Raw genomic sequence first — 24,156 nt, 5'->3', positions numbered from 1 at the left:
GTATCCGCCGCGGCAGGGGCGGTCGTACGTCCTGGAGGCCGGCTCCGTCACCCGGCCACCGCGGTCCGGGCGGACACCGACCTCACCCGGTGGAGCTCCGACAGGTGGGCTGCCAGTCGCTCGGCATGGCGCGGCGGCAGTCCGGCCGACGGTTCGGCGAGCTGCACCGCACACGCGGTCGTCGTGTCGACGAGCCGTTCCACCGCGCTCACGACCTCCTCCGAGCCCGCGGAATGCCGTGCCACCGAAGGAAGTTCGGCCGACGAGAGATCGATGGCCGTACGCGCAACCGCCAGCGAACGGTACGCGTCACGCCGCAGCGTGCCGCGCTGCGTGGCGTCCTGCGGGGCGTCCAGGACGTGCCCGAGGTAGCGGTGCGCCGCTCCCACCGCCGTGTCGACGGCGGCCCGTACGGCGTGTCCCCGTCGGCCGGGCAGCGGTAGATGCCCGACGAGCAGCACCGTCGTGCAGGCGAGGAGGGACTCCACGACCCGCTCCCCGGAGGCGGAGGGCTCACCGCCCAGCAGCACGAGAGCCAGCACCAGCACGGTGACCACCGCCGTCTGCACCGCGAAGTGGCGCGTGGCCACCGGCAGCAGCGCCCCGCACGCCGCCACCAACGCGACCAGCGCGAGCGGACCCGGCAGCAGCAGCGCCAGAGCCGCGAAGACCCCGGCCCCCACAACGGTCCCCGCGGCTCTGCAGAGCACGCGTGACGCCAGCGGACCCAGATCCGGCTTGACGAGGAACACGGTGGTGGCGGGCAGCCAGTACCAGTGCTCGTGCCGCAGCAGCTGTGCCACGGCCGTGCTCGTGGCGCAGCAGACGGCCACCCGCAGGCCGTACTCCCGCCCCGCGGCGCTCCAGGCCCGGCTCGCGACCGACGCGTGGGGACCGGTCTTCCGCGTGGCCGGCGACACGTCCCCCGGGCAGTCGAAGACCGCCGCGGCCGCCAACAGGGCATCGTCCAGCGCACGGAGCCCGGCGTCCGTGCGGGCGGGGGCCGGGAGACTCCCGCAGGGTTTACCGTCGCGCACCGCGTCCGCCAGTCTGCGCGGGCCCTCCACGACGCGGGCGGGCAGCGGAACTCCGGCCCAGGCCAGCGCCGTCGCGGCCTCCGCCAGCGGCAGCGCGGCCGCGTACCGGGCATGCAGCCGCCGCTCGGCGGCGGTGCTCGCGTCGCGGCGCAGCCGCGGTCCCCTCAGAGCGTCCTGGGCATGATCCAGGGCCGCGCTCAGCGCCCTGCGCTCGGCCGGGGCATGCGGGCCGCCCGTCGCCCGCAGCAGTCGGGCCACGGCCTCGTACATCGCGGCGACCGCCTCCCGTTCACCGTCCAGGCGGTACGGTCCGCTGCTGAGCCGGCCCGGCGAGGGGAGCACCAGACGGAGCAGCAGCAGCCAGCCCGCCCCGGTCAGATACAGGAGCGCCCGCAGCGGGCCCGGTTCCGGCAACGGCATACCGGCCCCGATCACGGCCGCGACCAGCAGCTGCGTGCCGCAGGCCGAGGCGACGGGTCCCGTCGAACTGAGGGCGCCCGCCACCAGCCCGAGGACGCCCAGGAGGAGGGGCAGGACGATCAGCGGCCGCCCGGCTCCGGCTGCCGCCGCGAGCACCGTGCCCAGGAGCAGCCCGGCCGAACCCGCCACGGCCGGGACCCCGAGACGGGTGACGGAGGCTCGGCGGCTGCCGGGGCGGTCGTTGATGCCGGCCAGCATCGCGCCCAGCGCGGCAGGCACCCCCGCCGTCGGCCTCTCGGCGAGGACGGCCACGAGCATCGGCACACAGGCCAGCGCCCCACGCACGACGGCATTCCACGGAAGAGGTCCGCTCTGGGTCCGCAGTACGTGCCCGAGCCATGGGGGGAGTGGAGGAAGAGCGGGAGTCACACCGGGCTCCTGTTCGCGCGGGGAAGTACGTCATCTCGCCGGCGGACGCCTTCGGCCTGGGCGCGAACCCAGCGTAGAGCCCTGGTATGGAGGGGGTGCTACCTGATCGTTTCGGGAACGTGACGGCCGGCCGGACCGGCGGTGCCCCTCGGGCGGTGCTGCCAGGCCGCGGTGGCGCAGCGCGGCCCGAAGGCCTGCGTCCGGACGGAGCCGGAGGACGAGCCCACCCTCCCGATCCCCCTCTCCCCGAACGTGCCTCACCGCGTTCGAGCACTCCGTGTGCCCGGCCCGGCGGCGGGTTGGGGCCTGCCTCCGGGCCGGGCACGCACGAGAGGGCAACGCAGGGGCCCGCCGGTGTTCCCGGCCGGCGGGACGTGACGGTCAGCCGCGCGACGGGTCGTCCGGGTCCCGGTCCGAGTCGATCTGCTGGTGGAGCTTCTCCTGCCCGGTGTCGACGTGCTTGCTGTACTTGCCCTGCGTCCGGTCGTCGATCATGTCGCCGCCCTTGTCGACACCCTTTCCTGCCTGGTCCTCGTGGCCCTTGAGCAACTTCTTGATCTTGTCCATGGCGGACATGTCGGATCCTCCTCCGCTCGGCGTCCCCCTCCTCCAGGGTCTCGGCACCCGGCGTGTACCGCATCCGCGGGCGTGAGTCGGCGTTTCCGGGCCGTGCGGGACGTGTGAAGGGCGCCCGGGTGGGCAGATACCGGGGACCTGAGGAGGTGGTGGCCGTGGGCCGCATCCAGATCGTCCGCCGTCCCAGGCCCCCCGCGGGGCCGCCCCCGCCGGATCTGCGTACCCCGTCCGGACGCGTACTGCCGTACTGAGTCCCGCCCGCCCTCAGGACGCTCCGGCGGCCTGGAGGTGGGCGTGCGAGCTTTCCGAGCCTGCGAGGGGCCTGCGTGTGGGCGAGCGTAAGCTTCGGACGCATGATCGATCACTCGGGGTGCGCCCCGGCCGTCCGGCGGACCAACTGGGCCGGGAACATCGCGTTCGGCGCACGGCGCCTGCACACACCTGCCTCGGTGGCCGAGCTCCAGGACGTCGTGGCCGCCGCCGACACGGTGAGGGCGCTCGGCACCGGGCACTCCTTCAACACGATCGCCGACACGACCGGTGATCTCGTGTCCGTCGCGGGCCTGCCCCGTTCGATCGAGATCGACCGGGATGCCGCCACCGCGACGGTGAGTGCCGGACTGCGCTTCGGCGAGCTGACCGACACGCTCCACCGGAACGGATTCGCCCTGCACAATCTGGGTTCGCTGCCCCACATCTCGGTCGCGGGGGCGTGCGCGACCGGTACCCACGGATCCGGCGTCGGCAACCGTTCCCTGGCCGGGGCCGTCCGGGCGCTGGAACTCGTCACCGCGGACGGTGACCTGGTCGCCCTGGAGCGAAGCCACGAGGACTTCGCCGGTGCGGTCGTCTCCCTGGGCGCGCTCGGGGTGGTGACCCGCGTCACCCTGGACCTCGTGCCCGCGTTCGGCGTACAGCAGTGGGTCTACGAGGGTCTGCCGCGGGACGAGGTGATCGGCCGGTTCGACGCCGTGATGTCCGAGGCCTACAGCGTGAGCCTGTTCACCGGCTGGCGGGACGATCCGGTCGACCAGGTGTGGCTCAAGCGACGGATCACGGGCGACGGGCCGCTCGTCGCGCCGCGGCGCTGGCGGGGTGCGACGCTGGCCGACGGGCCGAGGCATCCGGTCCCGGGCATGCCGGCCGTTCACTGCACGCAGCAGGGGGACGCCGGCCCGTGGCACGCACGGCTTCCCCACTTCAGGCTCGAGTTCACCCCCAGCAACGGGGAGGAGCTCCAGTCCGAGTACTTCGTGGCCCGGCACGACGCCGTGGCGGCCTACGAGGCGCTGGAGCGGATCCGCGGAGGCTTCGCGCCGCTGCTGCAGATCGGCGAGATCCGCACCGTGGCCGCGGACGACTTGTGGCTCAGTCCGGCCGAGGGGGGCGACGCCGTGGCGTTCCACTTCACCTGGGTCCCGGACACGGCTGCCGTCACGCCCGTCCTCCATGCGATCGAGGACGCGCTGGCGCCCTTCGGAGCCAGGCCGCACTGGGGCAAGGTGTTCACCACGGATCCCGGCAGGCTGCGCGAGCTGTACCGGCACTACGCGGACTTCGAGGAACTGATGACCAGGTTCGACCCCACCGGCACCTTCCGCAACGACTTCCTCGCCCGCCACTTCCCGCGGGCCGGCGACGCGCAGGCCGGCTGAGGGGAGCGTGGCAGCTCAGGGCGGGCCGCGTTCCTCACCGGGCCCGGGCGGCCGGTTCTTCCCCGTCGGCCGTGGCGCGAGCTCCTCGACGAGAGCCGCGAGTTCCTCGCACGCCCGTTCCGTCTCACGGCGGATGTTGTTGTGCTCGGTGACGATCGCGGCCAGCAGAAGGGCTGTGAGGGCCACACACCCGTTCAGAATGGTGAGGTTGAGCATGACCCCGAGCACGGTGTGGTCGGCGAACGGTCCCACCCCGTCGGTTCCGGCGACGATCGCCATCACGGACATCAGCAGGGCACACGGTGCGCTGCCCGCCAGTTGGAAGCGCAGGGCAGCCCAGATCAGGACCGGGAAGAGCAGATAGATCATGGAAAGGGTGCTCCTCGTCGCCACGACCGTGACCCCGACCGCGACGACCGCCAGCGCGAGCGCCTCCCCCCACCGGTCCCCCCTGCGGGGCAGCCGCACCGTGCGCAGGACGAGCAGTAGCGGGGTGACCGTGAGTACGCCCATGGCGTCCCCGGCCCACCAGGCCGACCAGAGCGGCCAGAACTGCAGGGTCGGCAGATCACCGCTCAGCGCCTGGACACCGACGCCCACGGTGGAGCTGAGGACCATTCCGGCCATGGCCCCGAGGAACACCAGGAGGACGCCGTCGCGCAGGCGGTCCAGTTCCTTGCGGAAGCCCACCGCCCGCAGGGCGAGATAGGAGCACAACGGGGCAACGGTGCTGCCCACCGCGATACCGAGACCACCGGGCGTGAGACCGTCGCTGATCCAGACGACCATGAGCAGCGCGCCGACCGCGATCGCCGCGAGGGCGCGGACGCCCAGGTACAGCAGGGCCGCCAGGGCAATTCCCGTGGGCGGCCACAACGGGGTGACGACCGAATTGCCCACCTCCACCTGCCGGAGCAGGCCAAGACGCCCGGAGCCGTAGTAGGCGGCCGTGATGCCCGCCATCTGCAGAACCACCAGGGCTCGGCGTCTGGTTTCCTTGCTGCGGATCACGCGTCTCATCAGACACCGCTCATGGCGGCGGGCGGCCGTGACACGCGGCAGGCGGCCCGCCTCACGAGGGGCCGGGCAGAGGGAGCGCGTCGTGGCGCAGGACCAGCACGGCGGCGTCGTCCTCGTGGCCGGTGCACACGGCGGCTTCGAGGAGTCTGTCCGCGATTTCCTCTGCGGTGTCACCGATGTGGGAGCTCAGCAGGCTTCTGATGCGCTCGAGCCCGTCGCCGATCGGCAGCGAGGGCCCTTCGATGACACCGTCCGTGAGCAGGACGAGCGCGCCGTCGCCGGCGAGCGTGCGTCGGGTGACCGGATAGTGCTGACGGGGCGCGATGCCCAGCGGGAGTCCGCCCGCGTCCGCGGTGATCCCCGACCGGCCGTCCGCGGTGGCCCACACGCACGCCACGTGTCCGGCCCGGGCGCTCTCGAGCTCCCGGGTGACGGGATCAAGTCGGAAGAAGGAGCAGGTCGCGAAGAGGATGGGGTCCATGGAGAGGATCAGGTCGTTCGTACGGGCCATCACCTCTCCGGGGTCCTTCGCCGTGCTGGCGAAGGCTCGCATGGCGATGCGTATCTGTCCCATGAAGGCGGCCGCCTCGACGTCGTGGCCCTGCACGTCCCCCACCGCCAGGCCGAGTGCCCCGTCGGGGAGCAGGAAGCCGTCGTACCAGTCGCCGCCGATGTCGAGACCGTCCCGTGCGGGGGCGTAACGTGCGGCGGTCCGCAGCCCCGGAAAGGTGGGCAGCGTGGCCGGGAGCATCTTGCGCTGCAGCGCCTGGGCCAGCTCGACCCGCGCCTGATGCAGTCCCACTTCCTGCCGTGCGCGGGCCGTCAGGTGCTGCAGTGTGCTGAGCAGGTCCTCGGCGCTGGCCGACCGGGGATTCCGACGCCGGTTCATGGGCCGCTCCGCGTTACGTCGATTTTCTGCATCCTATTTCGGCGGCCGGCGTCCTGCGAGCGCTGAGCGTGGCCCCGGAAAGCCGAGCACGTCGGCGGCGCGGCTCTCGGGAGTGGTGGGCGGGGGCCGCCCGTACGCGCACCAGGTGCGGGGAGGGCGCCCGTCCGTGTGTCAGACCGCCCGGCTCAGGGAAGCCGTGAGGCGACCAAGGGTCCGCTGCAGCGCGACGATCTCCTCGACCGGCAGGCCCGTGGCCGCGAGGATCGTGCGGGGGACGGGCAGCGCGCGCTCGCGCAGACCGGCTCCGGCGTCCGTGACGTGGACGACCACCGACCGCTCGTCCTGGGCGCTGCGCTCCCGCCTGACCAGTCCGGCCGTCTCCAGCCTCTTGAGCAGGGGGGAGAGGGTTCCGGAGTCCAGATGGAGCCGCTCCCCGATCGACCTGACCGGCAGGGGACCGTGTTCCCACAGGACCATCATCGCGAGGTACTGCGGATAGGTCAGCCCGAGTTCCCTCAGCGCCTCCCGGTAGACGCCGCCGAAGGCACGGGAGGCCGCCTGGAGGGAGAAGCACACCTGATGGTCCAGGCGCAGCAGCTCGCTGTCCGGCAGGTCGGTCGGGCCGGGGGAGGGAGGCAGCGATGACGTCATAAGCCCAGGGTAGCGCGCTGGGGGCGGTCGGTTGTGCGCAATTGAATTGTGTGCAATTCTTTTTCCGGTGACCGGCCCGCGGTCACCGCGTAGAGAGAAGGTCACCCATGGACGCGCTGTACACCGCTGCCGCCACCGCGAACGGCCGTGAGGGCCGGGCGGTGAGCTCGGACGGCCGACTCGACCTCGCGCTGGCCCTGCCGCCGGCGCTCGGCGGCAACGGCGAGGGCACCAATCCCGAGCAGCTCTTCGCCGCCGGGTACGCCGCCTGCTTCGCCAGCGCGATGAGCTCGGTCGCCCGGGAGATGAAGGTGGACACCAAGGACGTCGCCGTGACGGCGGAGGTCTCGATCGGCAAGGACGACACGGGCTTCGGCCTCGCCGTCGTCATGCGCGTCGAGCTGCCCGAGGCGCTCGAGGGGGAAACCGGCCGCCGCCTGGTGGAGGCGACCCACGCCTACTGCCCCTATTCCAAGGCCACCCGCGGCAACATAGACGTCGAGCTCGTCATCGAGTAGCCGTTCCCCTCGGCGGCCGGGGCGGGGGGACCGGTGCGGCAGGGGAGACAGGAGTCGAACCGGCGGCGTCCGGCTGCGGAGACCGGCGCTCCCGGCTTCTGGGCCCCCAACGCTTCGAGGCCCCCTCACGCCCCTGCCGTGCGTCCCGCCGCGCCGCAACGGTTATCCCGGGTACCCCCGCCCGGTTCCCCGGCCCCTCCCTTCGCCGGTCCGGCGGGGAACGCGTAGACTCGGCCGCCGTTTCCGCCGACCGGCGGGCACCAACCGATGAATAGGCAGTTCGACGTGAGTTTCGCAGACAGCACCGAGGCGCCGATCTACGCCGGCCTCGTCGAGGAGCAGGGTGACGTACCGGCGGAGGTGCGGCGGGTGGCGGAGGAGACCCTGCGGGAGGTGGACCGCGTCCTCGACTTCAGCTCGATGCGCAGGCCGGCCGCGATGCGGTAGGGCGGCAGGTCCGGTCCGGGGCGGCAAGCCGCCCGCAGCATCCCTGCCACCCGTCCGGAGGACACCGTGACCATCAGCCTGCATCGCTCGGCAACCGTCCTGTTCCAGGGGGACAGCATCACCGAGGTGGGCCGGCTGTCGGAACCGGACTTCCCTCTGGGGCACGGCTACGCACGACTGGCCGCCGACCGTGTCCGCGCCTTGCGGCCGGACAGCGGCATCACCTTCGTCAACCGAGGAGTCGGCGGCGACCGCGTGTCGGACCTGCGTGCCCGGTGGCGTGAGGATGCGCTCGACCTCGAGCCGGACGTGGTGTCCGTACTGATCGGTGTGAACGACACGTGGTGCCGCTACCGGGCGGGCGAGGTCACCTCGCGACGGTCGTACGAGGACGACTACCGCGCCCTGCTCACGCCGTTCCGGGAGCGTCCGGACGCACAGCTCGTCCTCATCGAACCCTTCCTGGTCCCGGTGACACAGGAGCAGTGGGCCTGGCGGGAGGACCTCGACCCCAGGATCCACACCGTCAGGAGGCTGGCCGAGGAGTTCGACGCCGCTCTGCTGGCTGCGGACGGCCTGCTCAACCAGGCCGCGCGTACCGCCGGAAGCGCTGAGCGCATCGCGGGCGACGGAGTCCACCCGACCCCCCTCGGACACAGGCTGCTGGCCGAGGCGTGGACGGCACTGGTCGGACTCTAGCGGCCGTCGGCCCGCCGAACGGCGGCAGCACACGGGGTCGAGCGTTGTCAGGTTCCGGCGCCGCGAACCCACGCACAGGAACCCGCGCACAGGTGCAAGCGGTGCCCGGCCGATTTCGGCCAGAACGGGGGCCGGCTCGTGCCACGCTCCCACGCGGGGCGCGCCGCGCCCTCCCGGATCCCCGGCTCTCCCGCGGCAGACACCGGCCAGTTGTTCCCCCGCAGGGCCTGCGACCACCGCACCTTCGCCGTCCGGGGTGTGCGTGCAATTGCATCCGAAATTGCATAACGGGAGCGATCACGGGGTAGCCGTTCCTCCGGCACCGGTCCTGGCGGCGCGTCGGGGCCCTCGAGCGTGGAAGCCGTAAAGGAATGGACGCGATGCAGCACTTCGACAACGGCGTACCCGCCAACTCCCTGACCGGCGTGGAATGGACGAAGAGCCATCACAGCAACCCCAGCGGGAACTGCGTCGAGATGGCCCAGCTGCCCGGAGGGGAAGTGGCCGTACGCAACTCCAGGCACCCCGACGGGCCGGCGCTCGTGTACACCCCGGACGAGGTGCGTGCCTTCCTCGCGGGCGTCAGGGACGGCGACTTCGATCGCATGATCGGCTGAAAGCACACCGTGGCCCTCCGCGGACCCGCTCCCCCGGAGGGTGCCTGATGGCAGACTGGCGTTCCCACGTCCGCCTCCAGGAGCCCGCATGCCCGGCATCGAACCGCTTCAGCCCTCACGGAAGCCGACCCTGGCACCGGCCGCGGGAGCAAGTCCCACGGCACTGCGCCTGGTTCTGGGAGCTCAGCTCCGGCGGATGCGCGGCGAGGCGGGCATCACCGCCGAAGTGGCGGCCGCCCGGATCCGCTGCTCCACGGCCAAGATCAGCCGCATGGAGACGGGGCACTCGCCGTGCAAGGAGCGCGACGCCGCCGATCTGCTCGCGCTCTACGGCGTCACCGACGCCGTGCGGACGGCGGAGTTCGTCGATCTGGTGCGCAAGGCCGGACAGCGCGGCTGGTGGCGGACTTACGCCGACGTGCTGCCGGACTGGTTCGAACCCCTTGTGGGCCTGGAGGAGGCCGCGGCCTCCATCCGGACCTACGAGGGGCACTACGTCCCCGGGCTGCTCCAGACGGCCGAATACGCCTATGCGGTGGTCCGCTCCGGGCACCACCTGGAGCCGGAGGAGACCACGCGCAGACGAGTCGAACTCCGTCTCAAGCGGCAGCAGTTGTTGCGCCGGCCGGACGCGCCGAGGCTCTGGGTGCTGCTGGACGAGGCGGTGCTGATGCGGCCGACCGGCGGTGTCCGTGTGATGCGTGAGCAGCTGGCCCACCTGCTGGCGATGACCGAGCTGCCCCACGTGACCGTGCAGGTCGCCCCCTTCGAGGTGACCGCTCACACCTCGCCGGGCAACGGCATCACCTACCTGCGGTTCGCCATGGAGGGGCTCCCCGACGTCGCCTACATCGAGCACCTGACGAACGCCATGTCGGTCAACAAGCAGGAGAGCACCGACGAGTACCGGTGGATCCTCGACTCCCTCAGTGCACAGTCGCCGAGCCCGGCCGACAGCAGGCTGCTGCTGGAGCAGGCACTCGCGCGCTACAGCTGACCGGGGTGGCGGGCCAGAGGTGCGAGCACCTCACCACTTGCGGCCGACACCGCCGTACTCGATCCACTCCCGAGTCGCCTGCTTCGGTGCCAGGTCCGAATCAGGCCGCCACGTCGAGACCTCGACGAGGCCGGGCTCCAGCACGTCCAGACCTTCCAGGAAGACACCCACGTCCTCCTGCCGACGTACCCTGCCCCACTGGTTGTTCGTGCTCCTCGCCATGAAATCCGTGACGAAGTCGCGGGTGGCGGCGTCCTCGCTCACGAGCTGGCACACGACCAGGAAGCTCCCGGGTGCCAGCCGGTCCGCGACGCGGCGCACCAGGCCCGCGGGATCGTCCGAGTCGGGAATGCAATGGAGCACGGACACGAAGAGGGCGGCCACCGGCTCGTCGAAGTCGATGAGCCGGCCGACCTCGGCATGGCCCAGGATCGTGTCGGTGTCGCGCATGTCGGCCTGGATGACCGCTGTTCTGTCGTTCTCCTCGAGTATCGCCTTGCCGTGGGCCAGGACGATCGGGTCGTTGTCGACGTAGACGACCCGTGCGGACGGGTCCACGAGCTGGGCGACCTGGTGGACGTTGTCCTGGGTCGGCAGGCCGGATCCGTGGTCGATGAACTGGCGGATGCCGTACTCGGACGCGAGGTGGTGCACGACTCGCCGGAGGAACCGCCGGTTGTTCACCGCCAGCACCTTGGTGCTCGGGACGACCTCCAGCAGCTCTTCGCAGGCGGCCCGGTCGGCCGGATAGTTGTCCTTGCCGCCCAGGTAGTAGTCGTACATCCGCGCGACGCTCGGCACGTTCACGTCGATGTTCGTCGGAATGGAGGTGTCCCCGTGGCTCATCCAGCCCCTCGCCGGTCCAGTCGAAGTAGTCCGTGTGCGGTGAGGAGCCATGCTAGGGATCTCGCCGGAGCGCTGACAGCCCTCCAGGCAGTGTGGCGGAATGCACAGCAGTTAATCGGCCAGAGATGGCAGGGCCGGGACGGGCGCGGAGCGCCGTCTGCCGCGCCCGGCGTGTGCCTACGCCGTCGTAGCAGTGCCCCGTGCCGACAACTCTCCCTGGTGGGCAGCGTGTACGGATCACCGGCGCCTGCCGCAGGGTATCGAGGGCGGGGAATCCGCCGTCGTTTCAATGCGGCCTGAAATCGCCGTGACCTGCCGACGTCAGCTGCCCCGCCGCCCCTCCCCGTCCGCCCCCGGAGGCGGTCGCCGCTCGCGCCCGGCGCACTACCGTGGACGGCATGTCCGCCGCCGCGCTGATCCGCGTCGCGGCAGGCCCGTCCTCGGACGCATGAGCGATCCGACCTGCCGGACCCGCCGCAAGCTGATCGACCGCATCGTTCGCCGAGCCGACACGGGACCCGGCGCGTGCCCGGCCGGCCACGCCCTTCCGCGTAGGGTCGTGGCCATGGTGCACGTACTGAGCAGCCGGGTCCTGCTGAGGCCCCGTGACCCGCAGGCCTCCCGCGACTTCTACGGGGACGCGCTCGGACTGGCGGTCTACCGGGAGTTCGGCACCGGCCCGGACCGCGGGACGGTGTACTTCCTCGGTGGCGGATTCCTCGAGGTGTCCGGACGCTCCGACGGCCCGCCGACGGCCACGCTGCGGCTGTGGATGCAGGTGGCCGACTGCTCGGCTGCACACGGGGAACTGGAGGGACGCGGGGTGCGCGTACTCCGTCCGCCGGTACGCGAACCCTGGGGCCTGATCGAGATGTGGATCGCGGATCCGGACGGACACCGCATCGTTCTGACCGAGGTACCCGCCGATCACCCGCTGCGCTATCGCCCCTGACGGGTGTTGTCGTACATCGACTTCGGCGTTTCCGTGGTCATGGCGCGACTGTCCGTGTAGCGTTTGCGGTAGCTGTCATGGTTCCGAAGTACCGGTCGCCCGTGAGTACGCTTTCGCGGGCTTTTTTGCTGTTCAGAGTCTCTGAGGACCAGGGCGATCACCTCCGGTTCCCGCAAGGTGCGGGAGCCGACCTATGAGTCCCCTTGGAGGACAAAATGGCCAGCGGTACCGTCAAGTGGTTCAACTCGGAAAAGGGCTTCGGTTTCATCGAGCAGGACGGCGGCGGCCCGGACGTCTTCGCCCACTACTCGAACATCGCCGCCCAGGGCTTCCGTGAGCTCCAGGAGGGCCAGAAGGTGAACTTCGACGTCACCCAGGGCCAGAAGGGCCCGCAGGCGGAGAACATCACCACTGCCTGATCCGCTCTCACGCAGACGCCCGCTCCCGCTCACCGGGGGCGGGCGTCCGCGGTTGCGGCGGCCCCGTGCGTCCGGCCGGGCCGACCGGATCGGCGGGCCGCTGGCCGTACCTGCCGTGCCGGCGCGCTCGGCACCCCGTACGCGCACCGGTCCTCCCGTGGCGGAAAGGAAGTGGCGGCGGGTCGGAACGGGCACAAGCCGAGGGGGCTTGCCCGCACGGCGGCCGTGACCGGCCCGAGTGGGTGCCGGTCAGGTGCCGACGTACCGCGCGAGGTGCTCACCCGTGAGGGTGGAGCGGGCGGAGACGAGGTCGGCGGGCGTGCCCTCGAAGACGATCCGGCCGCCGTCGTGGCCGGCGCCCGGGCCGAGGTCGATGATCCAGTCGGCGTGCGCCATGACCGCCTGGTGGTGTTCGACGACGATGACCGACGTGCCCGAGTCGACCAGCCGGTCCAGCAGGCCGAGCAACTGCTGGACGTCCGCAAGGTGAAGACCCGCGGTCGGCTCGTCGAGGACGTAGACGCCGCCCTTCTCGGCCATGTGCGTGGCGAGTTTGAGCCGCTGCCGCTCACCGCCGGAGAGCGTGGTCAGCGGCTGGCCCAGGCTGAGGTAGCCCAGCCCGACATCGGCGAGCCGGACGAGGACGCGGTGCGCGGCGGGTGTGTGCGCCTCACCGGCGCCGAAGAACTCCTCGGCCTCGGTCACCGACATGGCGAGCACCTCGCTGATGTCGCGGCCGCCCAGGCGGTACTCCAGAACCGCAGGCTGGAACCGCTTCCCCTCGCACTCCTCGCAGGGGGTGGCGACGCCGGCCATCATCGCGAGGTCGGTGTAGACGACGCCGGCGCCGTTGCAGTTGGGGCAGGCGCCCTCGGAGTTGGCGCTGAACAGAGCCGGCTTCACGCCGTTGGCCTTGGCGAACGCCTTGCGGATCGGGTCCAGCAGCCCGGTGTACGTGGCCGGATTGCTCCGGCGTGAGCCCTTGATCGCCCCCTGGTCGACCGAGACGACACCCTCCCCGGCGGGGATCGATCCGTGCACGAGCGAGCTCTTGCCGGACCCGGCGACACCGGTGACGACGACGAGCACTCCGAGCGGGATGTCGACATCGACGTCGTGCAGGTTGTGCGCCGACGCGCCGCGGATCTCCAGCGCGCCGGTGGGCTTGCGGACCGTCTCCTTGAGCGTGGCCCGGTCGTCGAAGTGGTGGCCGGTGAGGGTGCCTGCGGCCCGCAGCCCGTCGACCGTGCCCTCGAAGCAGACGGTGCCGCCCACGGTACCCGCGCCGGGGCCCAGATCGACGACGTGGTCGGCGATCGCGATCGTCTCCGGCTTGTGCTCCACGACGAGCACCGTGTTGCCCTTGTCACGGAGCCGCAGCAGCAGGTCGTTCATGCGCTGGATGTCATGGGGGTGCAGCCCGATGGTGGGCTCGTCGAAGACGTACGTGATGTCGGTGAGTGAGGAGCCGAGGTGGCGGACCATCTTGACGCGCTGCGCCTCGCCGCCCGACAGGGTGCCCGAAGGCCGGTCGAGCGAGAGGTAGCCGAGGCCGATCTCCGCGAACGAGTCGAGGGTCTGGCCCAGGGTGGTGAGCAGCGGCGCCACCGACGGTTCGTCCAGGCCCCGCACCCAGACGGCCAGATCACTGATCTGCATCGCGCAGGCGTCGGCGATGCTGATCCGCCCGATCTTCGACGAACGGGCGGCTTCGCTGAGCCGGGTTCCGTCGCACTCGGGGCAGGTGGTGAAGGTGACCGCCCGGTCCACGAACGCGCGGATGTGCGGCTGCATCGCCTCCCTGTCCTTGGAGAGCATCGACTTCCGGATCTTGGGGATCAGGCCCTCGTAGGTGAGGTTCACGCCCTCGACCTTCACCTTGGTCGGCTCCCGGTGGAGGAAGTCCCGCATCTCCTGCTCGGTGTACGCGCTGATCGGCTTGTCCGGGTCGAGGAAGCCCGACTCGGCGTAGAGCCGAACGGTCCAGAAACTGTCCGACTTCCAGCCGGGAATGGTGAACGCGCCCTCGGCGATGGACTTGGAGGCGTCGAAGAGCTGGGTGAGGTCGATGTCGGAGACCGTGCCGCGGCCCTCACAGCGCGTGCACATGCCGCCGGTGCGGGTGAAGGTCGCCTTGACCGCCTTCTTGTTGCCGCGCTCGACGGTGATCGCGCCGCTGGCCCGCACCGAGGGGACGTTGAAGGCGAACGCCCCGGGCGGGCCGATGTGCGGCTCGCCGAGTCGGCTGAAGAGGATGCGCAGCATCGCGTTGGCGTCCGTCGCGGTGCCGACCGTGGAGCGGGGATCGGCCCCCAGCCGTTGCTGGTCGACGACGATCGCGGTCGTCAGTCCTTCGAGCACGTCGACCTCGGGCCGCGCCAGCGTGGGCATGAAACCCTGGACGAAGGCGCTGTAGGTTTCGTTGATCAGCCGCTGCGACTCCGCCGCGATGGTACTGAAGACCAGCGAGCTCTTCCCCGAACCGGAGACACCCGTGAAAACGGTCAGCCGGCGCTTGGGCAACTCGACGCTGACGTCCTTGAGGTTGTTCACGCGCGCGCCGAGCACGCGGATCAGCTCATGGCTGTCGGCATCGTGCGGCTCGGGTGACTGCGGCTCGGTCTTCGGCATCGTGCTCATGGTGTCTCCTGTGCGAAGGGGGCTGATCGCGGTGTTCTCGGTGGTGACGCTCGGCTCGGCCTGCCGACGCCGAGCAGCGTGTCCGGCCGCCCCTCGTCGGTGCCGGCGCCGCGGCTGTCCGGGTATGAGGGGACAGTGGCCGGGGGGTGGTGCTCTCCGGCCCGGTGATCCCCGGGCGTTCTCGGCTCAACTCTGTTCAGAAAAGGGGCGGTCCGGTGTGGCGTGCGGGTGGCCGGCCGCGCCGGGGGAGGCCCGGCGCCGGGTGGTCTTCATGGCGACAAAGCTAGTCGCGGCTCGGGTGCGGTGCTTCTCGATTCCTGATCATTTCTGTCTGTTGTCCCCGCCCGCTGTCCCCGCCCGCTGTCACCGGCGGTCACGGCCGTCCGAGCAGCACCCGCACCTCTGGCTCAGGGTTCGGGACCACCCCTGGCGGATCGCAGGCGGGAGGAAAGCCCGGGTCCGGCATCCGATAAGGTCCTGGGGCCCGCGCAGACGGCGCGAACCGGCCAGTGATCGCCCCCGGCGGTGCGCGCCTCACCGCGGTGGCCGGCTACCTCCAGACCCGCACCGCCGTGCAGGTTAAAGGTCGGGATAAAGTCGGGAGTAAATGCGCTAAGGTTGCGAGGGAGGTGATCATGCCGACCGAGGACGAACTGTTCAACGCGGTGGACGCGTTGCTCCAGGGCGTGCCGGAGCTGCCGTCCCCGCAGGAGCGGGCCCGGCTGCGTGAGGCCGCCGGTGTGACCCAGGCACGTCTGGCGCAGGCCTTGCAGTCGACGACGCAGACTGTGAAGAACTGGGAGAACGGGCGGAGCGAGCCACGCCCCCCGCGCCTGCAGGCGTACCGGCGGCTCCTCGAGGGCTGGGCGCAGAAGTACCCCGCCGCCGGGCCTGCCACCGACCCGACCGACGGCCCCCCCGCCGAGCCTGACGACGGCCCCGCCGCCGGGACGGCCGGCGCGCCCGAGGACGTACCGGCCAAGGGCCTTCTGCCCGCCCCGGCCACCGCGGCCTCCGTCGCTACCCCCCCGGCCCAGGCCGCTCCCGCCCCGCCTTCCCAGCCTGTCGGGGGCCGGGACCGCGTCGCCGAGCGGGCTCGGGTTCCCGCCGTCGCACAGGTCCGGACACCTGATGTCGCGCACGCGCGGCCGGTGCCCGCCGGAAGGGAGCAGGCCGCCCCGACCGTGGACCGTGCGACGGCCGACCCGCACACCGAGGCGGGCCCGCTCGGTGTCCTGGACGGCGACGGGTCGGTGTACTGCGCAAGGGGCCTGGTGCTCGAATGCCCGGCCACCACCCTCCCCGCCCTGGTCGAATGGACACTGGCCGAGGCGAAGCTCGGCGCTCCCCGGCTGCACCGCTGGGGCAAGGACAGCGACCCGCTGATCGTCCTCACGGCGGCGGCAGCGGAACGCCTCGGCCTCCCCGCCGTCCTCGACGACCGCAGGAACCTGCGCCTGCCCGACGAACACAAGGTCATCAGGCAACTGCACCGGGCGAAGTGGAAGCTGACGAAGCGGGGCTTCGGGCCGTGGGCGCGGGTCTACCGCCCGGCCGCCGACGGACGGCGCCGGTGCGTCCAGTTCGCCGTACTGCCCTGGGGAGCGCTGGACACGCGCTCGTGGGGGAGCGCCGAGCGTCTGCCCCCGCAGGACCTGGCAGCGGTCCTCGCGGCCTACGCGTCCCGGGTGATCACCCCGCGTGGATCGACAGCGGTCTCCGGTCTTGAACTGATGACCGCACTGCGTCCCCCCACACGACCGGTCAAGGACGACGCGACCGGCGCGTGGGTGTCAGGCCCGACACCCGGTTCGCTGACCGCACCTGTCGATCCGGCCCCGCCCGAGGCCCCGGCGGAGCACCCCGTGGCCGCCGCCCTCCACGGCCGCACCCACACCCGCACCCCCGCCGAGGTCCTGGACGAGGAGGCGTACGAATGGACGCGCGACCCCCAGCTCCTCACCGACGCCGAATGCGCCCGCCCGTACGCCGTGGGCATCGACGTGAACACCGCGTTCCTGGCCGCCGCCAATCGCCTGGTGGTGGGCCTCTGCGGACCGGTGCACGTCCAGGCGCCCGTCTTCGACAGGAAGACACCCGGCTCCTGGCTCGTCGACCTGTCCGGCATCGAACTCGATCCCCGCCTCCCTTCCCCGTTCACCCCTCACGGAGCCCGGCCCGAGGGCCCCGCCTGGTACGCGACGCCGACCGTCGCCTACGCCCAGGAGCTCATCGACACCTACCGGCTGCCGGTGCGTCTGCGGCCCTCGGAGGCCTGGATCCGCCCTGAGGCCGGCCCTTACCTGGACCCCTGGTACGCCCGACTCAGCGAGGCGTACAAGGCCACCATGGCCGACCTCGGCGTCACCTCCGGCATGGCGGAGGGGGAGTTCCTGAGGGCCATGGAACAGCACAAGCAGAACGATCCGGCCACCGCCGCGGTGCTCTCGGCGATCAAGTCGACGATCAAGGGGGGCATCGGCAAACTGCGCGAACGCCCTCAGGGCGCGCGGTACACGTTCGGCGAACGCTGGCCCGCCCTCGAACGGCCCACCTGGCGGCCCGACATCCGCGCCGCCGTGATCTCGGCCGCCCGGGTCAACATGCACCGCAAGGTACTCAAGACGGCGCTCGCCACCCAGCAGGGCCCGCCGCCCTCCGGCCGTCTGACGCTCGACGACGGTGCACTCGTGCCCATCGCCCTGCTGTCGGACTGCGCGGTCTATCTCTCCGACGGCCCCGGCCCCCTGGACTTCCTGCCCCGCACGACCGACGGGAAGCCCGCTCCGGGAACCTTCCGGCTCGGCGTGTCGCCCGGCATGGTCAAACACGAGGGCACCAGGGAACTGCTGTGGGCCGTGCAGATGCTCGACGAGGGCCTCAATCCCGCCCGCCACATCAAGGGCGACGACCAGGACACCGGAGAGTAGGAACACCGCATGGGCATCCTCTACGACAGCCTCGACCAGGCGGCGGCGAACACCGTCACCCGGCCGGCACCCAAGTCCGCGAACGCGCAGATGCGCTACCTCGTCAAGCGGTTGAAGGGCACCAGAGCCGTGGCCGACCTGCTGGGGATCTCCCAGCGCACCGTCGAGCGGTACGTCAGGAACCAGATCAGGTCACCGCGCCCCGACCTCGCCGCCCGTCTCACGCGTCACGTCCGTGAGCGGTGGCAGCCGCGGGTGAGGGAACGGGCGCAGAGGACGGCCGCGACCTCCACCGGCATCGTCGTGGAGACCAGGGCGCGTTTCGGCTTCACCGCCGCACCGGGTACCACTGACGACGGGCGCATCCGGCGGATCACCCAGCACCTGCCACCGGAGTACGCCGCACGGCTCTTCGACGCCCGGACCGCGGGGGCCACCGAGCAGCAGCTCCGGGCCGTGATCGCCGAAGGACTCCAGGAGCAGTACTTCAAGGACGGCGGCCGGCGCGCCCAGGGGCTGCAGGTCGAGTTCACCGACATCGACTACATGGAGATCGATTTCTGACACCGCCGGTCAACGGTGTGGTTGCCCCGCTGTGAGGAGCCGAAGCGCGACAGCTGTCGCCATGGCCGGCTTGTCGTCACCTGCGGGATGCGGTACCGGAAGGTCGTTCTCTCACCCCTCGACGGCCTCTGCGATCCGCTGTGCGGCCTGGGCAGGGGTGAGGTACGTGGTGTCGACGACCTCGGCCTCGGCGTGCAGCCAGGTGCGGGCCGCCTCGGCGTAGGGCTCGAGGTATCGGAGACGAAACGGGGAGTCGGGGCCGCAAACGGTGTCGCCCGCGATGCGCGCGCGGAGGGTGTCCTGGTCGGCGTGGAGGACGAAGTGCCGGACCTGAACATCGTGCTGGACAAGGCCCGAGCTGATTTCGCGCCAGTACCGCTCGACCAGGACGGTCATGGGCATCACCAGGATTCCGCCGGTGTAGTCGAGGACCCGCCGGGCGGTCTCGACCACAAGCGGCCGCCACGGCGGCCAGTGCTGGAAGTTGTCCGTCGCGGGCAATCCTGGCTTGATGTCCATGAGTGTTTCGCCGACTTTCTCGGCGTCGAACACCCGTGACTCCGGGATCAGCTGCTGGAGGAGCGCACTGGTCGTCGTCTTGCCTGCGCCGTGCGTGCCGTTGAGCCATACGATCATGGACTTGACGCTAGCGTCGTGCGGGCGCGGGGACAGGCAGAGGGGAGAATTCGGTCCGGTCGATCTCCTCTCCCTGACAACCAGCCTGCTTCGACGGCTTCACCTCGCCGGCTCACTCGGCTCCGCGGGAGACAGCTCCTGAGCTCCGGCTCACGTGATGAGCCGAAGCGCGACAGCTGTCGCGAAGGCGGCGTGTGGCAACCGAGATCGTGGCAGGCACCCGCCCCCTGCGTGCGGCCGTCGGCGGGTGCCTGCAGAGAGCTACCGGGAGGGGACCCCTCGGTGTTTGACCTCAACCATGGTTGAGCTTCTAGGTTCCTTCCAGAGCGCCGGAGTGGACCGGCGCTGGCTTTCACGGAGGTTCGTCATGGTCGAGAGCGCAGCGCACATCGAGATCCCCGACCGTTACCGCTATGCGGTGATCCCGCACATCATGGTCGATGACGCCGCCGCGGCGATCGATTTCTACCGACGGGCGTTCGGCGCTCGTGAGGACTTCAGGATCGACGCCCCGGGCGGCGGGATTCTGCACGCGGAGGTCACCATCGGGCGGTCGTCGCTGATGCTGGGCGACGCCAGCGTGGACGAGGCCGAGGCCGGCTCCTTCGCCGCGCCCGCCTCGCTCGGTGGAGGCACGTCCGTCACGCTGCATGTCTTCGTGCCGGACGTCGACAGCCTGGCGAAGCGCGCAGAGGCTGCCGGCGCCGAGATCCTCCAGCCGCCGACAGACATGTTCCATGGTGACCGGACCGTCATCCTCAAGGATCCTTCGGGGCACATGTGGGTGTTTCTGACTCACATGGAAGACGTCTCGGAGGAGGAGCTTCGGCGTCGGCTGGCTGCCGCCGGGTGACCCTCCGCTGACGTCCACGGTGACCACCGGATGGACCGAACCCGGGAACAGCGACTGTGCTTTCCGAGCCGCTCGTGACAGACCGCGAGCCGACCCGGTGGCGACACGTGTGCTGTACCGACTCGAAGATGCCGGTGAGTGGCAGCTCTTGGTGTCCGCGGGCAGTGCGACAGCACGGTCCCGCGCGGTCCTCGTCGGGAGACCGATACCCGAAGCGCGGCGGTCACGGGCCCGTTCCCGGCCGGTGCGACCATGGTGAAGAGGACTGTGGTCAAACCACGCTTCTCCTTGTCATGATGCCGTCCCGTCCGTACAGCACACCGGCACGGGGTCTCGGTGGACGCCTCCGGCACGCCGCGCCGGTCGGGTACGGCACCGGCACCTAACGTCGACGGTATGGACAGTGATCGCCTGAGCTGGCGGCGGTGCTACCTCAGCGGGGCGGTGTTCGCCGTCTGTATGGCGGGCACCACGCTACCGACCCCCCTCTACGGCCTCTACCGGGAGAAGTTCGGGTTCTCCGAACTCACGGTGACCGTCGTGTACGCCCTCTACGCCTTCGGCGTCATCGGTGTGCTGCTGGCGGTGGGCAACGCCTCCGACATCGTGGGCAGACGGCCGGTTCTCCTGTGCGGCCTGGGATGCGCGGCGCTGAGCGCTGTCTGCTTCCTGGGCGCCGACGGACTGGGCTGGCTGTACGCGGGCCGGCTGCTGTCGGGCCTGTCCGCCGGCCTGTTCACCGGGGCCGCCACCGCGTACGTCATGGAGCTGGCGCCCCACGGCGGCGGCTCCAGGGCATCGCTCGTGGCGACGGCCGCCAACATGGGCGGCCTGGGCTGCGGTCCGCTGCTCGCCGGGATCCTCGCCCAGTACGCCGCCTGGCCCCTCCACCTGCCGTTCGCCGTGCATCTCGCCCTGCTGGCAGGCTCGGTCGCCGTCCTGCTGAGCCTTCCCGAGACCGTGGCGGAACAGCGGCGGCTGAACACCGTTCGGCCGCAACGGCCGGCCCTGCCCGCCGAGGTCCGGGCGGTGTTCAAGCCCGCTGCGATCGCCTCGTTCGTGGGATTCGCCCTGCTCGGGGTCTTCACCTCGGTCAGCCCGGCGTTCCTGGCGGAGTCCCTGCAGGTGACCGATCACGCGGTGAGCGGACTCGTCGTCGCACTGGCCTTCTTCGCCTCGATCGCCGGACAGTCAGCCGTAGGCCCGCTCGGTGTACGGCGCTCGCTGCCCCTGGGCTGCGCGCTGCTACTGGGCGGGCTGGTCCTGCTCGCGGGGGCCCTGTGGGGGGAGCTTCTGCCGCTGGTGGTCCTGAGTGCCCTCGTCGGGGGCGCCGGGCAGGGGCTGGCGTTCCGCGGCGCCCTGTCCGCGGTGGCCGAGGCTTCTCCTGCGGACCGGCGCGCCGCGGTGATCTCGACGCTGTTCGTCGTGGCCTACGCGGGGATCTCCGTACCGGTCATCGGCGTGGGGATCCTGGTGGGACCCGTTGGACTGGAAGGCGCAGGGCTTGTGTTCATCGCGTGCATGGCCGTTCTGGTCACCTCGGCTGCCACCTACCTGCTCCGGCGCCCGCTGCAGTTCAGCACCTGAGTACCCGAGTGCCCTGGCAGGCTCCGGCGAACGCGCCCTGGCCATGACCTCGTCCCGTCCTCGTCGGCATCGCGGCAGGCCGCGAAGGCGACCGGGCGGCGCCGCACGCCCCCGCACCGTCGACCGTGGGACGCGCATCGCCCAAGCCGGTCTCCCCGACCGGGTGATGGCCGCCCGGTCCGGCCGTTGCGACGTGTCCGGGCGTGCGGGCCGTCGTTGACCAGGGCATGAACCTGCGGTCGATGTCCCTGATGGTCGTTGTCCTCGCGAGTGCGACCGGCTGTGTGTCCGTGCCGGCCGGCCCGGCCGGCCCGGCCGTCTCGGCCCCGCCCCGGCCCGCACCGGCCGCGCAGGGCTCGGCCGCCCCCGGCGCACCCCCCGCCGTCCGGGACGTCCTGAGCGACTCCGGGGAGCGACCGGGCGGGAGCGGGCGGAAGAAGGAAGCGAAGCGTACCCCGGAGCACCGAGGTGCCGCGGCCGCGCCGCCTGCCCGGAAGGAGGTGCGGGAACAGCCGCGGCGATACACCCCCGTCCGTCCCCAGCCGCGTCGACCGGACACGTCGGGCCGGGTCCGGCCGGAGCAGACGTACGACATGGGCACCGTCTGCGCGGCCGGCCGCGGGGTCGCCTCCGCCGACATCGTGGGACTGTGCCGCAGCGCGTACGGGCGATGACGTCGTTCCCCCACCGCCTTCAGGTCCGGTGTCACCTCGGCCGGCCGCCGGGCCGCGCCGTCGCGTAGGGCCCAGGGCGTGTCACGCGGCTTCGCAGCGTCAACCCCTGGCCCTCGTACGGCCGTTCCGTAGGGCGGACCCGGCTGGCCGAGACCGGGAACACCCCGCTCGCGACCTGCGCGGCAGCGGTCGGAAGGGAGGGCGACCCGGGCGGCAGGACCCCTGGCTGAAACTTGCGATTAGGTTAGGCTAACCTTTGCCGCGTGAGATCTGGTGAAGAGACGCCCGGTGACTCGAGGCGCGGCCACAGGCTGTCGACCACAGCGATGACCGTGGCGTACGACGGGCTGGACGTCGTACACGATGCGGCCCTGACCCTGCGATCCGGCGAAGTCACCGCACTCGTCGGGCCGAACGGTAGCGGCAAGTCCACCCTCCTGCGCACCCTGGCACGACTCCAGCGGCCCAGGACGGGAACGCTCACCATCGGCGCCGGAACCGACGCCCTCTCCCTGACCTCCCGTGAGTTCGCGAGCCGAGTGGCGTTGCTGACGCAGAGCCGCCCCACGCCCAGTGGTCTGACCGTGCGCGACGTCGTGGAGTTCGGCCGCTACCCCTACCGGGGGCGGTGGGGCGGACGGGACCCCGACGGTCCTGCGGCCGTCGACCGCGCCCTGGACATGGCAGGCGTGAGCGAGCTGGCCGAACGCGGCGCCGAGAACCTCTCCGGCGGGCAGCTCCAGCGCGTCTGGCTGGCCGGGTGCCTCGCCCAGGAGACCGGCGTGCTCCTCCTTGACGAGCCGACGACCTACCTCGACCTCCGCTACCAGATCGAGCTCCTGGACCTGGTACGCGATCTGGCGGACGACCACGGCATCGCCGTCGGCGTCGTCCTCCACGACCTCGACCAGGCGGCCGCCGTGGCCGACCGGATCGTCCTCCTCCGGGCGGGACGCGTCGTCGTCGACGGCCTCCCCGAGGACGTACTCACCCCGGAGCGCCTGACCGACACGTACGGCATCCGGATCGACGTCGACACGGATCCGCTGACCGGCAGCCTGCGCACCCGCGCCATCGGCCGCCACCACACCAGAAGCGAAAGGCTCAGCACCCCCTCATGAGACGTCTCCTGCTCACCGCGGCCGCGGCGACCGCCGCCGCGCTCACCCTGACCGCCTGCGGAACGACCGAGCCGGCCGCCACCGACTCGGCGAAGGGCTCCGACCGCATCACCCTCACCGACGCCTCCGGCACCGACGTCCGGCTCGACGCGCCCGCCACCAAGGTCGTCGCGACCGAGTGGAACGTCGTCGAAAGCCTCCTCACCCTCGGCGTCGAACCCGTGGGTGTCGCCGACGTCAAGGGATACCGGACCTGGAACACCACCGTCCCCCTCGAGAACGCCCCGAGGGACATCGGCACCCGCGGCGAGCCGAGCATGGACGCGATCGCCTCCCTCTCGCCCGACCTCATCGTCGCCACCACCGACCTGCCCGCGTCCGCCGTGAAGCAACTGCGCAAGGTCGCACCTGTCCTCGAGGTGAAATCAGCCGATGCCGCCGACCCGGTCGGGCAGATGCTGGAGAGCCTCGACCTCATCGCCCAGGCCACCGGCACCGAGCAGCAGGCCCGGAAGGCCACGCAGCGGTTCGACGTCAAGGTCGCCGAAGGCAGGAAGGCACTCGCCGACGACGGCCTCGCCGGGACGGAGATCGCCTTCGCCGACGGCTATGTCACCTCCAACCAGGTCTCCGTCCGCCCCTACACCGGTGGCTCGCTCATCGGCGCCGTCAACGAGAAGATAGGACTCAAGAACGCCTGGACCCAGAAGGGCGACGAGAGTTACGGCCTCGCCGCCACCGACGTCGAAGGCCTTACCGCCCTCGGCGACGAGGTCCGGTTCGCCTACATCGGCAGCGACGGTGACAAGAGCAGCACGCCCTTCAGCGGAGCCCTCGCCAAGAACTCGGTATGGACGTCCCTCCCCTTCGTGAAGGCCGGCGAGGTCCACCGCCTGGACGACGGCATCTGGATGTTCGGCGGCCCCCGGTCGATGGAGGCGTACATCGACTCGGTCGTCGAAGCGCTGACGAAGTAACA

22 protein-coding genes are annotated in these 24,156 nt (G+C 71.3%); 14 read left to right on the top strand and 8 right to left on the bottom strand.

Going from position 1 to position 24,156, the window contains the following annotated elements; genetic code table 11:
- Positions 1-47 precede the first annotated feature (47 nt).
- Positions 48-1,775, bottom strand: a complete 1,728-nt coding sequence (locus ACH4VO_RS09610) for an FUSC family protein (RefSeq protein ID WP_360988824.1) — start codon at positions 1,773-1,775, stop codon at positions 48-50.
- 492 nt (positions 1,776-2,267) lie between these two features.
- A complete protein-coding gene (locus ACH4VO_RS09605; RefSeq protein WP_360988567.1) occupies positions 2,268-2,462 on the bottom strand; it encodes an antitoxin in 195 nt (64 codons plus the stop codon).
- A gap of 353 nt (positions 2,463-2,815) precedes the next feature.
- On the opposite strand from ACH4VO_RS09605, the gene ACH4VO_RS09600 reads away from it, so the two are divergent.
- Positions 2,816-4,117, top strand: a complete 1,302-nt coding sequence (locus tag ACH4VO_RS09600; RefSeq protein ID WP_360988569.1) for an FAD-binding protein — start codon at positions 2,816-2,818, stop codon at positions 4,115-4,117.
- Between the two features lie 15 nt (positions 4,118-4,132).
- On the opposite strand, the gene ACH4VO_RS09595 is transcribed toward ACH4VO_RS09600, so the two are convergent.
- The 3 genes from ACH4VO_RS09595 to ACH4VO_RS09585 all read right to left on the bottom strand — a co-directional run bounded on the left by ACH4VO_RS09595 (position 4,133) and on the right by ACH4VO_RS09585 (position 6,677).
- Positions 4,133-5,128 carry an MASE1 domain-containing protein gene (locus ACH4VO_RS09595; RefSeq protein ID WP_360988826.1) on the bottom strand — a complete coding sequence of 332 codons (996 nt, stop codon included), beginning with the start codon at positions 5,126-5,128 and terminating at the stop codon, positions 4,133-4,135.
- 61 nt (positions 5,129-5,189) lie between these two features.
- Positions 5,190-6,026, bottom strand: coding sequence for a PP2C family protein-serine/threonine phosphatase (locus tag ACH4VO_RS09590; RefSeq protein ID WP_360988571.1), 837 nt, complete (start codon positions 6,024-6,026; stop codon positions 5,190-5,192).
- Positions 6,027-6,197: 171 nt separating this feature from the next.
- Positions 6,198-6,677 (bottom strand): MarR family transcriptional regulator, encoded by a 480-nt coding sequence (locus ACH4VO_RS09585; RefSeq protein WP_360988573.1) that lies wholly within the window; start codon positions 6,675-6,677, stop codon positions 6,198-6,200.
- A gap of 107 nt (positions 6,678-6,784) precedes the next feature.
- Here ACH4VO_RS09585 and ACH4VO_RS09580 point away from each other — a divergent pair, with 107 nt between their 5' ends.
- The 5 genes from ACH4VO_RS09580 to ACH4VO_RS09560 all read left to right on the top strand — a co-directional run bounded on the left by ACH4VO_RS09580 (position 6,785) and on the right by ACH4VO_RS09560 (position 9,955).
- On the top strand, positions 6,785-7,195 hold the full coding sequence (locus ACH4VO_RS09580; protein ID WP_360988575.1) for an organic hydroperoxide resistance protein: 411 nt from the start codon (positions 6,785-6,787) through the stop codon (positions 7,193-7,195).
- Positions 7,196-7,462: 267 nt separating this feature from the next.
- Positions 7,463-7,642, top strand: a complete 180-nt coding sequence (locus ACH4VO_RS09575) for a hypothetical protein (RefSeq protein ID WP_398440910.1) — start codon at positions 7,463-7,465, stop codon at positions 7,640-7,642.
- Positions 7,643-7,708: 66 nt separating this feature from the next.
- Entirely contained in the window at positions 7,709-8,341 is a 633-nt protein-coding gene (locus ACH4VO_RS09570) for an SGNH/GDSL hydrolase family protein (protein WP_360988579.1), read from the top strand.
- 380 nt (positions 8,342-8,721) lie between these two features.
- Positions 8,722-8,958 (top strand): DUF397 domain-containing protein, encoded by a 237-nt coding sequence (locus ACH4VO_RS09565; RefSeq protein ID WP_360988581.1) that lies wholly within the window; start codon positions 8,722-8,724, stop codon positions 8,956-8,958.
- 88 nt (positions 8,959-9,046) lie between these two features.
- Positions 9,047-9,955, top strand: coding sequence for a helix-turn-helix transcriptional regulator (locus ACH4VO_RS09560; RefSeq protein ID WP_360988584.1), 909 nt, complete (start codon positions 9,047-9,049; stop codon positions 9,953-9,955).
- Between the two features lie 30 nt (positions 9,956-9,985).
- On the opposite strand, the gene ACH4VO_RS09555 is transcribed toward ACH4VO_RS09560, so the two are convergent.
- The gene (locus ACH4VO_RS09555; RefSeq protein WP_360988586.1) at positions 9,986-10,801 is read right to left on the bottom strand and encodes an SAM-dependent methyltransferase; all 816 of its coding nucleotides are present in this window, start codon (positions 10,799-10,801) and stop codon (positions 9,986-9,988) included.
- A gap of 565 nt (positions 10,802-11,366) precedes the next feature.
- Between ACH4VO_RS09555 and ACH4VO_RS09550 the strand changes: the two genes are divergently transcribed.
- Positions 11,367-11,753, top strand: a complete 387-nt coding sequence (locus tag ACH4VO_RS09550) for a glyoxalase superfamily protein (RefSeq protein ID WP_360988588.1) — start codon at positions 11,367-11,369, stop codon at positions 11,751-11,753.
- Positions 11,754-11,968: 215 nt separating this feature from the next.
- The gene (locus ACH4VO_RS09545; protein WP_069170173.1) at positions 11,969-12,172 is read left to right on the top strand and encodes a cold-shock protein; all 204 of its coding nucleotides are present in this window, start codon (positions 11,969-11,971) and stop codon (positions 12,170-12,172) included.
- Positions 12,173-12,421: 249 nt separating this feature from the next.
- Here ACH4VO_RS09545 and ACH4VO_RS09540 read toward each other — a convergent pair whose 3' ends face one another.
- Entirely contained in the window at positions 12,422-14,812 is a 2,391-nt protein-coding gene (locus ACH4VO_RS09540; protein WP_360988590.1) for an excinuclease ABC subunit UvrA, read from the bottom strand.
- A 635-nt stretch (positions 14,813-15,447) separates the two neighbouring features.
- Here ACH4VO_RS09540 and tap point away from each other — a divergent pair.
- Complete coding sequence (tap, locus tag ACH4VO_RS09535; RefSeq protein ID WP_360988592.1) at positions 15,448-17,742, top strand: telomere-associated protein Tap; 2,295 nt, start codon at positions 15,448-15,450, stop codon at positions 17,740-17,742.
- Between the two features lie 9 nt (positions 17,743-17,751).
- Positions 17,752-18,306 (top strand): telomere-protecting terminal protein Tpg, encoded by a 555-nt coding sequence (tpg, locus tag ACH4VO_RS09530; protein WP_360988594.1) that lies wholly within the window; start codon positions 17,752-17,754, stop codon positions 18,304-18,306.
- Between the two features lie 111 nt (positions 18,307-18,417).
- On the opposite strand, the gene ACH4VO_RS09525 is transcribed toward tpg, so the two are convergent.
- On the bottom strand, positions 18,418-18,942 hold the full coding sequence (locus ACH4VO_RS09525) for an ATP-binding protein (protein WP_360988596.1): 525 nt from the start codon (positions 18,940-18,942) through the stop codon (positions 18,418-18,420).
- A gap of 367 nt (positions 18,943-19,309) precedes the next feature.
- Here ACH4VO_RS09525 and ACH4VO_RS09520 point away from each other — a divergent pair, with 367 nt between their 5' ends.
- The 4 genes from ACH4VO_RS09520 to ACH4VO_RS09505 all read left to right on the top strand — a co-directional run bounded on the left by ACH4VO_RS09520 (position 19,310) and on the right by ACH4VO_RS09505 (position 24,154).
- Positions 19,310-19,795, top strand: coding sequence for a VOC family protein (locus tag ACH4VO_RS09520; RefSeq protein ID WP_360988598.1), 486 nt, complete (start codon positions 19,310-19,312; stop codon positions 19,793-19,795).
- A 396-nt stretch (positions 19,796-20,191) separates the two neighbouring features.
- Entirely contained in the window at positions 20,192-21,382 is a 1,191-nt protein-coding gene (locus tag ACH4VO_RS09515; RefSeq protein WP_360988600.1) for an MFS transporter, read from the top strand.
- A gap of 937 nt (positions 21,383-22,319) precedes the next feature.
- On the top strand, positions 22,320-23,177 hold the full coding sequence (locus ACH4VO_RS09510; RefSeq protein WP_360988602.1) for an ABC transporter ATP-binding protein: 858 nt from the start codon (positions 22,320-22,322) through the stop codon (positions 23,175-23,177).
- Complete coding sequence (locus tag ACH4VO_RS09505) at positions 23,174-24,154, top strand: iron-siderophore ABC transporter substrate-binding protein (RefSeq protein ID WP_360988604.1); 981 nt, start codon at positions 23,174-23,176, stop codon at positions 24,152-24,154. The genes ACH4VO_RS09510 and ACH4VO_RS09505 overlap by 4 nt, the downstream gene beginning before the upstream one ends.
- The last annotated feature ends 2 nt before the right edge of the window (positions 24,155-24,156 follow it).

The organism is Streptomyces sp. NPDC020780 (assembly GCF_044334475.1).
GTDB lineage: Bacteria > Actinomycetota > Actinomycetes > Streptomycetales > Streptomycetaceae > Streptomyces.
This window is presented reverse-complemented; position numbering and strand designations above follow the sequence as displayed.

Excerpts from the sequence above, each read along its gene's own strand:
- ACH4VO_RS09540 (WP_360988590.1), bottom strand. The coding sequence starts at position 14,812 with ATGAGCACGATGCCGAAGACCGAGCCGCAGTCACCCGAGCCGCACGAT.
- ACH4VO_RS09605 (WP_360988567.1), bottom strand. The coding sequence starts at position 2,462 with ATGTCCGCCATGGACAAGATCAAGAAGTTGCTCAAGGGCCACGAGGAC.
- ACH4VO_RS09610 (WP_360988824.1), bottom strand. The coding sequence starts at position 1,775 with ATGCTCGTGGCCGTCCTCGCCGAGAGGCCGACGGCGGGGGTGCCTGCC.
- ACH4VO_RS09560 (WP_360988584.1), top strand. The coding sequence starts at position 9,047 with ATGCCCGGCATCGAACCGCTTCAGCCCTCACGGAAGCCGACCCTGGCA.
- ACH4VO_RS09525 (WP_360988596.1), bottom strand. The coding sequence starts at position 18,942 with ATGATCGTATGGCTCAACGGCACGCACGGCGCAGGCAAGACGACGACC.
- ACH4VO_RS09545 (WP_069170173.1), top strand. The coding sequence starts at position 11,969 with ATGGCCAGCGGTACCGTCAAGTGGTTCAACTCGGAAAAGGGCTTCGGT.
- ACH4VO_RS09600 (WP_360988569.1), top strand. The coding sequence starts at position 2,816 with ATGATCGATCACTCGGGGTGCGCCCCGGCCGTCCGGCGGACCAACTGG.
- ACH4VO_RS09505 (WP_360988604.1), top strand. The coding sequence starts at position 23,174 with ATGAGACGTCTCCTGCTCACCGCGGCCGCGGCGACCGCCGCCGCGCTC.
- ACH4VO_RS09565 (WP_360988581.1), top strand. The coding sequence starts at position 8,722 with ATGCAGCACTTCGACAACGGCGTACCCGCCAACTCCCTGACCGGCGTG.
- ACH4VO_RS09585 (WP_360988573.1), bottom strand. The coding sequence starts at position 6,677 with ATGACGTCATCGCTGCCTCCCTCCCCCGGCCCGACCGACCTGCCGGAC.
- tap (WP_360988592.1), top strand. The coding sequence starts at position 15,448 with ATGCCGACCGAGGACGAACTGTTCAACGCGGTGGACGCGTTGCTCCAG.
- ACH4VO_RS09555 (WP_360988586.1), bottom strand. The coding sequence starts at position 10,801 with ATGAGCCACGGGGACACCTCCATTCCGACGAACATCGACGTGAACGTG.
- ACH4VO_RS09550 (WP_360988588.1), top strand. The coding sequence starts at position 11,367 with ATGGTGCACGTACTGAGCAGCCGGGTCCTGCTGAGGCCCCGTGACCCG.
- ACH4VO_RS09520 (WP_360988598.1), top strand. The coding sequence starts at position 19,310 with ATGGTCGAGAGCGCAGCGCACATCGAGATCCCCGACCGTTACCGCTAT.
- ACH4VO_RS09515 (WP_360988600.1), top strand. The coding sequence starts at position 20,192 with ATGGACAGTGATCGCCTGAGCTGGCGGCGGTGCTACCTCAGCGGGGCG.
- ACH4VO_RS09580 (WP_360988575.1), top strand. The coding sequence starts at position 6,785 with ATGGACGCGCTGTACACCGCTGCCGCCACCGCGAACGGCCGTGAGGGC.
- ACH4VO_RS09575 (WP_398440910.1), top strand. The coding sequence starts at position 7,463 with ATGAATAGGCAGTTCGACGTGAGTTTCGCAGACAGCACCGAGGCGCCG.
- tpg (WP_360988594.1), top strand. The coding sequence starts at position 17,752 with ATGGGCATCCTCTACGACAGCCTCGACCAGGCGGCGGCGAACACCGTC.
- ACH4VO_RS09590 (WP_360988571.1), bottom strand. The coding sequence starts at position 6,026 with ATGAACCGGCGTCGGAATCCCCGGTCGGCCAGCGCCGAGGACCTGCTC.